Consider the following 11,979-nt stretch of genomic DNA (forward strand, 5'->3'; position numbering starts at 1 on the left):
TTTTGTGAGCAAAGGATCTGCTGTTTAACTCCTGACAGACGCTGTCATGAGGAGCTCCTATCTTCCGTATTGAAAAGCACATAAACTATGAAAACAATCATTTGGAAAAGCACCTATTACGAATCACTCGAATATATGCAGTGGAAAAAGGAAGCCGAGCTGAATATCTTCCAATCCACCGTTATTGGACTGAAAGACGATAACCACTGGCTTTTGCAATACCAGGTCATAACAGATTTGCAGTGGAATTTGAGATCCTTTCAATTGCATGCGATGGTGAATGCCGTTGATTGGGTGGTCGAAGGTCAGTTTATCCATGGCAAATGGAGCATCAATGGTCAGGAAAGATCGGAATTCGAAAACCTGAAATTTATCGATATTTCCTTAACACCCTTTACCAATAGCCTACCTATTCAGCAATTGAATCTCCAATTGGGGGAAGAAGAGCCCATCGAAGTAATGTATATCGATGTAGTCCATAAGGAACTATCACGCGTTCAACAAAGCTATGTTAAGCTGGACAAAGAAACTGTTCGATATGCTAATGTGCCAAAAGATTTTCAGGCGCATATCACAATTGATGAGGAAGGGCTGGTGGTGGACTATCCGGGATTATTTGTTCGCGAATGGTAGTAAGGGGGAATAATTAAGTCAATTTTTGGAAAGGGAATTTATTATGTGAAATGAAAACTCTTGCGCCAGTATATTTTTCCAATACTCAAACCCAAAATGCCTAATCACCTCGCCGGCACAAGGTAGTATGAACAAATACAAATAAATTCGTCTATTTTTTTTAACTTTATCTAAGTTGAGGAAACAGGGATCGGTTCACCGGTTCGGTTTACCTTGTGTAGTGCCGATTTATCAATCGGCACACTTTTTTTACCAACAATATCCCCGTTCTCCACTCTCTTCCTTTTCTGGCCTATCCATACATGTTCCTCGTCGAAGTCCACACCGGTCTTCCAGAGCGCCATATAGCGTGGTCAAGAGTTTTTTCTGCATCGCCACGTTGTGGTTGATTTAAAAGAGGGAGGCAGAAGGCTCAAGAGATCCACCGCACAGATCCAGCCGCACAACGCTGGCGCAGGTCTTTTGTAGTGGCCTGCGATGTGGCGGACCTGTCCCTAATACATGCCATAGGCACAAGGGATTGGCCAAGCCGCCTAAACGTGATTCATCCAAATTAGTCTTCTTAATAATCTATAATTTTATCATTTACCAAGCTAACAAGCTTAGCCGTTTGTAAATCACTTTTGGTTATTTTTGATTATCTAATAAATTTGATGTCTATAAATTTTTATCAATCCATCTACTAAATAGCCTTACCTTTGCCAAACAAAAACTGAGCGGGCACCGAGAATACGCAATTGCATTAAAAATCAGCCAGTTGTAGTTTTAAAGTAACAAATAGAAAACATAGAAGTTTCTAAGTATTTTGACAATAGGATTATAAATTCTTAGGAAAAGTTTGAAAAGAATCCCACTACGTGACTACACGACTACGCTTTATAAATATTTTGATATATTAACACTATTAACAATTAGAGCAAATTATGACACTATTAGAATTTATTACAAAAGGGTTTAAAAACAATAATATTATAATTGATATTGAGGAATTATTACTGTTTCTGAAATCATATAAAATTGACTCACAAAAAAGTACAGAAGATTTATCTGAAAGCGATTTTGTTAAAGTTGGGAGAGTTTTAACTGAGTTTTTTAATAAGAAAAACATTATTTCTGATTTAGATAGAGCTAACTTTACAATTGAGACAATTGAAGATAGTAATCTAAAAATTACTTTAGAACAAAGAACTCCTCAGGAAAATGATCCGTTCGCATTTGCTTTAATATATGATCTAATCAGAGAAAATTATTTTGAAAATGAGGATGAAATTCTTAACAAGATTTTCAACGATTACCTTATTAAGAGTCACAACAAATATAATTTTAAATTAAAACCTAACATAAACAATATTAACAAGGATAATATTCGACAATCAGAATATTTATTAGTTATTTATCAATTAGAGAACTACCCAAACAAAATTTATTATTATACAACAAATGAGAAAACTCCCTCGTATGATCAGATTTCAAAATTTTTAAATAAATAAGGGGAGCCTAAAACTCCCCTTATCATTTTATGAAACTTGTAATGCCTCATCACTATCATCCTTCTTTTTCAAATAAGTTAACAAAACTGTCCTCCAATTTTCGAGATTGTGATGAATAATTCTAGCTAAAAAAGCTGGATGCCTTTTTGCATTCGTTTTATCTAATGCGAAATTTTTATCATACTTCTTCAAGTCGAAGATATATGTCGCATTTCCACTTCTAAGATTCTCAAGAATGACTATATTGTCATTTGAAAATTCAAAATGAAAATACTCATTAAAGCCTCCTTCTCCATTATAAATGTCAGTTACATTAAATTCTTGAAGTACTGAGAATCTATAACTGTTACCAGTATTATCTGATTTAATTCCATTTCCAAAAAATTCCTTTTTCAGATCCTCAAGCTTACTTTGAACATTCCCCGTCCCCTTTGATAAGATTTTTCTATTCAGAGTAGCAGTTATTTTCATAATTGGTTCTAATTTGTCGTCGTAAATTTGAAAATATCCGCCCAAAATTATACAAATGTTCATCGCTGACTTAGCTTTGTATAAAAGCGTATTATCATTAGAATCAAACACCATTTCATCAAAGTAAAGAATAACTTCTTCTTGTGGTGAAGTTCCTCGTTTTAATTTAAGCCCAAATTTATGAAGCAGCTCTTTTTCCCAGACCTCAAAGTCACGATCGTACTGAATAAATACACCATCTTTTCTAGTATACTCAATATGTTTATTGATTACTTTTTTGTTTTCAGGTTGTTTCCTTACAAACTTTCCATGAATATTCTCTCTTAAAGGCCCCTTTTTTCCTCTAACTAATAATTCATTAATATTTCCTTTTATTAATTCATTTAGATCTCTGTAATGAATACCTTCAGTTGATAAGGATTTGACACCGAATCCGACTTTAAATTTATCTCCATTTCTTAATACCCCTTCCAAATGAGGTAATGAGTTTATTATTCTACCCATTATCATCTTCCTTTCTTATACCTTTAAATTTCCCTCCAGATGTTTTTACATCCATAAATTGACCAGTTTGCGTATCACGCTTAGTCCATAATCCAGTTTTAGGATTATGAGATTGACTACGTCCTCCGACGTATCCATGACGACGATTGTCGCCTGTTTTTCCGTTACCTGCCATTTCTATTTTTTTTTGCAGATTAGTATTACCCATATGTATATATAGGCTATTAATTAACACTGAACGCTATTGGCTTAAAGGAAACAGGCTAGGTCAAGCCTATCTAAAGATATATGAAAGAAAAAATTAACATTAAATATTGCTATATAATCCCAATCTTACGTATGTTTGTTTCGTCAAAAACATTTTTACTTTATTCAGATACATCTTTCAATGAAGTTTGCGAGTGTTAATTGTTTAAGTCTTTTAACACTCGTATTTATCATTTCCTCTTTTTAATCATTTTTACTTATTCATATTATACACTTCTTTTAAGTTTGTTACATCTTCTATTATTTCCTCGACTGGAATACGCAATTCATCTCCCATTTTAATTATTTCATCAGGATATGTATTGTTTAATAATTTCATTAATGCATAATAAATTGGCTTAAACCGTTCCTTAAGGATTGCTGAATTTTGATTAAAAATCTCATATAGAAATTCATATTCCGACTTCGCTAATAAATTAATCATTAAAGTATTGATATTCTCTATATCATCATCATCAATTCTCCATAGAGTTAAAACGTCCATAATTAACTCTTTATCTAGAATATTATTAACTAACAATACTATTGCCTTCATTACTAAAAAGGGATAAAAGTTTTGATCTGATTTTCCCTCAATTCGCTGAATAAGATTGAGACCTTTTGAATAATCCCCTAATAAATCAACATAATGAGATAAAAGTAACGATGCACAAAGCATAAAATTTTTGCTTTGAATTTTTTTTCCTTTGTTTTCTTTTAAAAACAGATCTATAGATTGTTCTAACTTACTTACATCTTGGCTATTATCTTCTCCATGATTAGTATTATTATCATCATCAGTAATCCCTATATCAAGTAAGTACAAATACAGATAATATTCTCCATTCTTTGGTGACAAAATCAAATATTCTTTCAGTTTATCACTATCTTTAGCATAGAATGCATAGAAATTTAGTAACTCAGAAATATCAACAATGCTCATGTTGAAACCAGTTAATAATAATCCCTCCATTTTTTTAAAATCTCTAAGATTAAATAAAGAAGAGATCATTTTTCCATAGGCATCAACATTTCCGAGTTTATATGCTATTTCAAAATGGTTGTAAGCATTATTATAAATTTGCTGATCATAATATGCCTCCCCAATAACATATTCAACATTTGATTTAATGAGTGAATCTTTACTTCTATTCAATACTTCAAAAAACAGGTCAAATTTATCAAAGTAGAAACAGATCTTTTCAAAAAAAATAAGATCTATATCAGTAATATATATTATGTGATTGAGGAGTTCTATTGCTAAATTATCTTTGCCAGTTTCTATATAAATCTGAGATAATATAAGAAGCTTACTAGTATCGTTTTCTTTGATGCTATTCAAAATATTAATAGCTTCATCAAACTTATTTTGTTGATACCTTGTTATTGCAGCCGTGATTTTTCTTGAATTTACTAAGTCTGATAAATGCTTTACCTCATTATCGTTGAAAAGTTTTGTCGTATGCCTTAAAATATCATCCAGTTTCAAAGGATTAAATTTTTCTGAATTTGCCAAAGCTTCAAAAACAAGAAGTGCCGATGATGGAATATAGTTACCAGAACTAATTGCATTTATATGCTTCTTTATAAAAATTTCTTGACTATCTTCATCATCATACCAAATTTCTAAGAATTTAGTTAGCCAAACTACTCTTTTTTTATCTCTTCGATCCCCGTTTCTCATAAGGTACCAGATATTAAAAAATCTCTCTTTTATTTGATATAAGTTATTCTTGTTTGAAGTTGATTTTTTTTCAATAACATTATTTTTCTCCAATTGATTCAATTGAGCTGAAACAATTTTTGTAGAGATTCTTTTGCCATCTTCTCTTATTTCATTTGCAATTTCTTTAGCACTAGTAGCATCCCATTTTCTAGCAATTACATCAACAATTTTTCTTTGCTGAATCGGTAAATCTTCTATTCTATGTTTGTACAAAGGAGTTACCTTGTCAAGAATTTTTTCTAGGTCATCTAATGCTTTTCCGTAAGGATCATCTAACAAAACTTGATATAACATCATTATCGTTCTGATTACCCCCCCAGTCAGAATAGAAAGAGTTTCAATTTTTGCTTTGCTTTTATTCAGATTAATTTTTGAGTCTGCGGAACAATTCTCTTGCAACTTTTTTATGAGTTCCAATGTTTCATTTGCATTTAAACCTTTTAAGAAGAAAATATTAAATAAATCGAAAAATCTCTCACCGTTTATTTTGAAATTATCCAAAACGACAGCAGAAGAGCCTATGACTTGAATTAAAGGGCAGTTTAACAAAATTGAATATAGTCTCTCTTTATCTTTCTGTTTAAGAATATCAAGAAAAAGTTCTCCAAAATTATCAAAGAATAATACTATTTTTTTGTTTTTGGACCTTATAACATTTATTAAATAATTAAAACATAGTTCCTCATAATTCTCATTATCAACAAAGTCCTCAGTGCTATTGTAGTAAAGACCATCTGTATTATAATATTCATCTAAATATTTTAATAACTTCTCCCATAAAGTTGCCAAGCTATTAACATCATATGATTCTTCACTAAAATATACAGGCAAAATGCTTTTCCTTAATTTATTATCTCGCTCGATTTCATATTTTAATCGAAGTAGTAATGTTGTTTTTCCTAAACCTCTTTGCCCTTGAATAAGTATATGAGATTTATTGTTAGTCGATTCTGTGTTACTAATTATTTCAAATATATCTTTGAACAATTCAGTTCTGACAATAAAGCCCTCTATAAGGGTGTCTTCACTCAATGATGCAGGATTATATAATGTCAATTCGTTCATTTAATAAATATTTAAACAAATATAGTGACAAAAAATTTATTGTCAAAATTTTTGACAATAAATTTTTTGTCACTATGAATTGCTTTTTTTATTTATTCAAATGATAGCCAACACATAAAACAAGATGTCAAAAACAGCAATCCAAAAAACAGCAACAAATACTTATTCAGAAAAAAACCTTTCAGAGCCTTATTTAGTTGATTTGATGCATCAGCTGAAGTTTTACTAATTACAGCATTATACATCTTCAACTCCGAACAGTCAACAGCTAGTTTTGAGTTAGTTATTGAATTATTTATACGCTTTTCAAGCTCATATATACTCTGAAGAATTTTCTTTTGTTCTTGTAACGTTTGTTTTTGATTCTTTTCAAAGTTTTCCATTAGAGATGCTAACGCAATGCCTAATTGATGATTGGTAAGTGATTTTTGATTTGACATAATACTATCTTCTAAACTTATAACCTCTGTTAACATTTTGCTTTTCTTCTTTCAAGTTTGGTCCAGAATTCTGCAATAGTGAATCTATTCTGCCAACAGTCAATTTTCGATCTATGTCCGATGCTTTGTGACCTTTGATGCTATAGCCGCTCAACTTTCCTGTAACCTTGCTATAAACTTTCCTTGGTTCAAGTCCTTTTTTATCAAGAAATTCTTAAAATCGCTCAAAAGAGGAACTCTATTTTCACTTCATTCCTTATGTCTGTGTCCGTTTTTCAGCCGTGTGATAATTTGATCTTCTCTGCTCACTCTTGAGTCTTCTTGATATCCAGATATCATAATAAGCCTTCTTATTTCATTTTCAGTTGATTATCGCAAGTTTATAAACCTTACCTGTCGAATTATGAATGGTAGAAATATACTGATGATTTTTCATACCTAAGTGTTCTAACTATTTATGTTGTATTTCTCTCAATTGTCCGTTTGTCAAATTCTTGCCAACATAAGTATATTGACTAATTAAATAACACATTATTAGATGGTTAACTTAATGTAGCGTTAATTTCTATCATAATTTATCTATACTTATATTTGCACCCATGATCTATTTCCACATTCCATTCTGCAAGCAGGCATGTCATTATTGTGACTTCCACTTCAGCACTTCCTTAAAATACAGGGAGGACCTCTTGGCAGCAATGCACTTGGAGATTGAAAAGCGTGCGGCGTACCTTAGCGAAGACGTGCATTCCATCTATTTCGGCGGAGGTACCCCCTCAATCTTGGAAGCTGACGAAATACAGGGTTTAGTCGATAAGGTTTCTCAGCATTTTCATATCAGCACCGATGCGGAAATTACCTTGGAAGCTAACCCCGATGATCTTCACAAAAAGAAAGTCCAGGCTTTGCGCGGTACAGCCATTAATCGATTCAGTATTGGTATTCAGTCATTCTTTGAGGAGGATTTACGGTGGATGAATCGGGCGCACAATGCCGAAGAAGCCACATCCTCCATTATGCGGGTGCAGGATGCGGGGTTTGAAAATATAACCTGTGATCTGATCTATGGCTATCCTTTGCTGACCAATGCGAAATGGAAAAGCAATATGCAGCAGCTGATCGATCTGCAGGTCCCTCATATTTCTTCCTACTCCATGACCGTGGAGAAGAAGACAGCACTTGACCATATGATCAATAAGGGAAAAACCCCAGCCTTGAATGAGGCGCAGAGTGCCGATCAGATGCTGCTCCTGATTGATACGCTGACCAACGCTGGCTATGAGCAATATGAAATCTCTAATTTTGCTTATCCGGGCCGACATGCCAAGCACAACAGCAACTACTGGATGGGCAAACCCTATCTTGGCATCGGTCCATCCGCTCATTCCTTCAATGGAGATTCCCGATCGTGGAATGTGGCGAACAATGCGTTGTACATCAAAGGTATACTGGCCAATGAGCTTCAATTGGAAACCGAACAACTCACCAAGAATGATCGCTATAATGAGTATATCATGACCGCTTTACGGACGAAATGGGGCGTGGATAAGCACTTTGTAGAAAAGGAATTCGGATCCGATTATACCAACGAATTGCTACATGGACTTGCAGCATATATCCATAACGGCGAGGTACAGGAAGCATCTTCCGGTATCATTACACTCACGGCAAGTGGGAAGTTGTTGGCCGACCAGATTGCTTCGGAACTGTTCATTGTCGAATAAAAGAATAAAGGGACTGATTGTGGCAGCCCCTTCTCCAAATTAACCTAATATATAACCTGAATCTTAACGTTGATTCCGTTTTCAATAACCTAACCATATATAATTACCAATGCATGTGCCAAAGCAGTAATCCAGGCAATTCGCAGCCATGGTAACCAAAAATAAGACGCTCTCTGTGAAATTGATAGGTTTAGAACGTAAGTTAGATTAATCTAATATAATAACTAATTGGCAAGAAACCATAAGCTGCATTGAAAAATTTCTGTTTTTAAGGAAGCGTTCGAATCATTCCACCTGGATTCCTCCATTTTCAGTGCAAAAAGCGTTTAGCAAATGAATAATATATGTTTGAATAATTCATAATTAGCTTGGTGTATTTTTGACAATATCTAAAAACAACTACATTTATAAGGATGTTTTTTGCGTTTTTCTTAAAATAAGGGGTTCGGAGAATTATAATTTAGCTATGTTTGCATCAAAATTCTATTATAAACAATATGACACAAGATTCTACTTTTGAGGGGCAGATCAAAAGTTACAAAACAAATCAAAATGCCTGTGTAAAGCTTATTCAAATCGTAAGCGATCTATGGTACAATCAATCCGTTGAACTGGTACTCTTCAGGAACCAATTGATAGACAGAAGAGTGAGTTTTATCCTCAACCTCCATCAGCAATCGAAAGATTATTTGGGTACCGAGCTCAGTATCTTGGAGACCCTTAAAGCCGCGGAAGCTATCCAGGAATTGGGCATCAATCCTTCCCGTATCGATATCGGAAAACTAGCGCTAAACATCCGGAAGGAAGGAGTTGCAGATGATGATGTTCTCGCTTTTGTGAAAAAGGAACTTGAGCCTGCAGCGGCTCACCAGGGTTTCAAACCGAAGGATGTAGTGCTTTATGGTTTTGGTCGTATCGGCCGCCTGTTGGCTCGTGAGCTGATAAGCAAAGCAGGGGCAGGTAGACAATTACGCCTTCGCGCCATCGTGACGCGCGATCAGGTAGATGAGAAAACTTTGGAAAAGCGTGCCAGCCTATTGCGCCAAGATTCTATTCATGGCAATTTTGATGGAGAAGTCAGTGTTGATGTGGAAAAAGGGGCATTGATCATGAACGGCATCCCAGTATATATCATCTCGGCAAAGAATCCTGAAGAAATTGATTATACCCAGTACGATATCAATGATGCATTGGTTATCGATAATACCGGTGCATTCCGTGATGATAAGGAGTTGGCGAGACACCTGCAATCCAAAGGAGCGGGAATGGCCCTATTGACCGCGCCGGGCAAAGGTGTGCCTAATATTGTATATGGGGTGAATGAGAATGATGTAGATACGAAGAAGGATAACATTTTCTCTGCTGCATCTTGTACGACCAATGCAATTTCCCCAGTGCTTGCTGTGCTAGAGGCGGAATTGGGTATTGAAAAAGGACACATAGAAACGATCCACTCGTATACGAATGACCAGAATCTGGTGGATAACATGCACAAGAAATCCCGTCGGGGTCGTGCCGCGGCTTTGAATATGGTGATTACGGAAACCGGGGCAGGTTCAGCTGTTGCTAAGGTACTTCCACAATTGGCAGGGAAATTAACCTCCAATGCCATCCGTGTTCCGGTTCCAAATGGCTCCCTAGCTATCCTCAACCTGGAATTGAAAAAGGGAACCTCAGTAGAATCATTGAACGAAATCTTACGGAAAGCTGCTTTGGAAGGGGACCTAGTGGAACAGATCAGCTACATGAACAATTCCGAGTTGGTTTCTTCCGATATCGTGGGGACATCCGCTGCCTCAGTTGTTGACGCGCCTGCAACAATTGTCTCTGATGACGGGAAAACCGCGATTATCTATGTTTGGTATGATAATGAATATGGCTATTCCCATCAGGTGATGCGATTGGCCAGACATATTGCTGGAGTAAGACGTTATACCTATTATTAACAGCACGCTAAATACAGTGCAATCAGTCTTTTAAAATAAGTTTAAGCCATAACGCTTTTGTGTTATGGCTTTTCTTTTCTGACAGTAGGGTATTGTTCGCCATGTGCGTGCTGTCCAAATTTGGCATAGACAGGATAATGTCTTATCTTGTCTATTCACTCAACCTTACTGTTTATGCGATTTTCAGGCTTTTCTACATTCAGGGCTTTTCTTAGCTTATGCTGTTTTATTCCATTTTTATCGGTCGGCCAAGAGAAGCCGAATGTGCTGATGATCTATGTGGATGATCTGGGCTATGGAGATGTGGGCGCCTATGGTGCAACAAAAATACATACCCCACATATCGATAACCTCGCCGCGGAAGGTATCCGATTTACCAATGGGCATGCTGTTGCCGCGACCTGTACCCCTTCGCGTTATGCGTTGATGACCGGGCAATACCCCTTTCGGAAATCCGGAACGGGCGTGCTCCCTGGCGACGCAGCACTCATCATCGATACTGCACAATTCACTCTTCCCGATCTCTTCCAGGATCAGGGATATGCGACAGCGATCATTGGTAAGTGGCACCTCGGTTTGGGTGATCAGGTAGAGAAGAATTGGAACGCAGCTATTACTCCGGGACCAAATGAGGTTGGCTATGGTCGGTCCTATATTTTTCCCGCAACCGCGGATCGTGTGCCGACGGTGTTTATGGACAACCATTGGGTTGTCGGATTGGATCAGGATGATCCAATCACCGTTTCTTATGTAGAGAAGGTCGGGAATGACCCCACAGGAGCAGAAAACCCCGAGTTGCTGAAAATGAAAGCGACACCCGATCATGGACACAATCAAACGATCGTCAATGGAATTGGCCGTATCGGATGGATGACTGGAGGGACGCGTGCGCGCTGGGTGGATGAGGAAGTGACCCTGACCTTTGTCGACAAGGCCAAAGCATTTATACGCGAACAGCAAGGCAATCCTTTTTTCCTAAGTTATCATGCAACCGAACCGCATGTGCCACGTATGCCGTCCACCATGTTCAAGGGGAAAAGTGGCTTAGGCTATCGTGGGGATGCGATTCTGCAACTGGACCATACTGTTGGCGAACTGGTGAAGGAACTTAAGCATCAAGGTGTGTATGACAATACCATCATTATCTTCACGAGCGACAATGGCCCTGTCCTGGATGACGGTTATGAAGATGATGCTGTTACGGAATTAAATGGACACGACCCCTTTGGTGGATTGCGCGGCGGTAAGTACTCCGCGTTCGAAGCTGGTACCCGAGTGCCTTTTATTATCAGTTGGCCGAAGGGAATTGAAAAGGGAAAGGTATCGGATGCCCTCGTCAGTCAAGTTGATTTTTTGGCAAGCTTTGCCCATTACTTTCAGGTGGCATTGCCTGCCACGCAGAACATGGACAGTCAGAACATCTGGGATGCCTTTGCAGGAAAAAAGAGGGTAGGCCGTGGGGAATTGGTGAAATCATCGGGAACTTTCTCCCTCACCTCTGGACCCTTTAAATACATCAAACCCAACAAGGGGCAAGCCGTGGCAAAGTTGACCAATATAGAACTTGGAAACAGCCCAAAGGATCAGCTCTATAACCTCGCCGACGACCGAGGGGAAACGCGGAATCTGGCCGAAGACCAAGTTCAAAAAACAGAGGAAATGAAAAATCGGTTGGAGGAAATCCTGAAGAACAAATAATCTATTCAATTGGCCATAAAAAAATGGGATACTCGA

General features: G+C 36.8%; 10 protein-coding genes. 5 read left to right on the plus strand and 5 right to left on the minus strand.

Features of this window, described 5'->3' with window-relative positions:
• The first annotated feature begins 87 nt into the window (after positions 1-87).
• Positions 88-633 carry a putative glycolipid-binding domain-containing protein gene (locus G6N79_RS04670; protein WP_103905521.1) on the plus strand — a complete coding sequence of 182 codons (546 nt, stop codon included), beginning with the start codon at positions 88-90 and terminating at the stop codon, positions 631-633.
• 170 nt (positions 634-803) lie between these two features.
• On the opposite strand, the gene G6N79_RS04675 is transcribed toward G6N79_RS04670, so the two are convergent.
• Positions 804-977 carry a hypothetical protein gene (locus G6N79_RS04675; protein WP_160003660.1) on the minus strand — a complete coding sequence of 58 codons (174 nt, stop codon included), beginning with the start codon at positions 975-977 and terminating at the stop codon, positions 804-806.
• 579 nt (positions 978-1,556) lie between these two features.
• Here G6N79_RS04675 and G6N79_RS04680 point away from each other — a divergent pair.
• The gene (locus tag G6N79_RS04680) at positions 1,557-2,123 is read left to right on the plus strand and encodes a hypothetical protein (protein WP_103905520.1); all 567 of its coding nucleotides are present in this window, start codon (positions 1,557-1,559) and stop codon (positions 2,121-2,123) included.
• Between the two features lie 27 nt (positions 2,124-2,150).
• Here the strand turns inward: G6N79_RS04680 and G6N79_RS04685 are convergent, their stop codons facing one another.
• The 4 genes from G6N79_RS04685 to G6N79_RS04700 all read right to left on the minus strand — a co-directional run bounded on the left by G6N79_RS04685 (position 2,151) and on the right by G6N79_RS04700 (position 6,611).
• Positions 2,151-3,098 carry a hypothetical protein gene (locus G6N79_RS04685; protein WP_146060584.1) on the minus strand — a complete coding sequence of 316 codons (948 nt, stop codon included), beginning with the start codon at positions 3,096-3,098 and terminating at the stop codon, positions 2,151-2,153.
• Positions 3,091-3,306, minus strand: coding sequence for a hypothetical protein (locus tag G6N79_RS04690; RefSeq protein WP_200818762.1), 216 nt, complete (start codon positions 3,304-3,306; stop codon positions 3,091-3,093). The genes G6N79_RS04685 and G6N79_RS04690 overlap by 8 nt, the downstream gene beginning before the upstream one ends.
• 252 nt (positions 3,307-3,558) lie before the next feature.
• On the minus strand, positions 3,559-6,135 hold the full coding sequence (locus G6N79_RS04695; protein WP_103905518.1) for a transcriptional repressor: 2,577 nt from the start codon (positions 6,133-6,135) through the stop codon (positions 3,559-3,561).
• Positions 6,136-6,227: 92 nt separating this feature from the next.
• Positions 6,228-6,611: a hypothetical protein gene (locus G6N79_RS04700; RefSeq protein WP_160003658.1), complete on the minus strand. Its 384-nt coding sequence runs from the start codon at positions 6,609-6,611 to the stop codon at positions 6,228-6,230.
• A 563-nt stretch (positions 6,612-7,174) separates the two neighbouring features.
• Here G6N79_RS04700 and hemW point away from each other — a divergent pair.
• The 3 genes from hemW to G6N79_RS04715 all read left to right on the plus strand — a co-directional run bounded on the left by hemW (position 7,175) and on the right by G6N79_RS04715 (position 11,943).
• Complete coding sequence (hemW, locus tag G6N79_RS04705; RefSeq protein ID WP_103905516.1) at positions 7,175-8,299, plus strand: radical SAM family heme chaperone HemW; 1,125 nt, start codon at positions 7,175-7,177, stop codon at positions 8,297-8,299.
• Between the two features lie 497 nt (positions 8,300-8,796).
• Positions 8,797-10,245, plus strand: a complete 1,449-nt coding sequence (locus G6N79_RS04710; protein WP_103905515.1) for a glyceraldehyde-3-phosphate dehydrogenase — start codon at positions 8,797-8,799, stop codon at positions 10,243-10,245.
• Positions 10,246-10,515: 270 nt separating this feature from the next.
• Positions 10,516-11,943, plus strand: a complete 1,428-nt coding sequence (locus tag G6N79_RS04715) for a sulfatase family protein (protein WP_241241727.1) — start codon at positions 10,516-10,518, stop codon at positions 11,941-11,943.
• Positions 11,944-11,979: the final 36 nt, after the last annotated feature.

This window comes from Sphingobacterium lactis (genome assembly GCF_011046555.1).
Classification (GTDB): domain Bacteria; phylum Bacteroidota; class Bacteroidia; order Sphingobacteriales; family Sphingobacteriaceae; genus Sphingobacterium; species Sphingobacterium lactis.

What these genes read in the sequence shown, in the direction of transcription:
- G6N79_RS04675 (WP_160003660.1), bottom strand. Translation starts at nt 977, where the DNA reads ATGGCGCTCTGGAAGACCGGTGTGGACTTCGACGAGGAACATGTATGG.
- G6N79_RS04690 (WP_200818762.1), bottom strand. Translation starts at nt 3,306, where the DNA reads ATGGGTAATACTAATCTGCAAAAAAAAATAGAAATGGCAGGTAACGGA.
- G6N79_RS04710 (WP_103905515.1), top strand. Translation starts at nt 8,797, where the DNA reads ATGACACAAGATTCTACTTTTGAGGGGCAGATCAAAAGTTACAAAACA.
- G6N79_RS04680 (WP_103905520.1), top strand. Translation starts at nt 1,557, where the DNA reads ATGACACTATTAGAATTTATTACAAAAGGGTTTAAAAACAATAATATT.
- G6N79_RS04685 (WP_146060584.1), bottom strand. Translation starts at nt 3,098, where the DNA reads ATGGGTAGAATAATAAACTCATTACCTCATTTGGAAGGGGTATTAAGA.
- G6N79_RS04715 (WP_241241727.1), top strand. Translation starts at nt 10,516, where the DNA reads ATGATCTATGTGGATGATCTGGGCTATGGAGATGTGGGCGCCTATGGT.
- G6N79_RS04700 (WP_160003658.1), bottom strand. Translation starts at nt 6,611, where the DNA reads ATGTTAACAGAGGTTATAAGTTTAGAAGATAGTATTATGTCAAATCAA.
- hemW (WP_103905516.1), top strand. Translation starts at nt 7,175, where the DNA reads ATGATCTATTTCCACATTCCATTCTGCAAGCAGGCATGTCATTATTGT.
- G6N79_RS04695 (WP_103905518.1), bottom strand. Translation starts at nt 6,135, where the DNA reads ATGAACGAATTGACATTATATAATCCTGCATCATTGAGTGAAGACACC.
- G6N79_RS04670 (WP_103905521.1), top strand. Translation starts at nt 88, where the DNA reads ATGAAAACAATCATTTGGAAAAGCACCTATTACGAATCACTCGAATAT.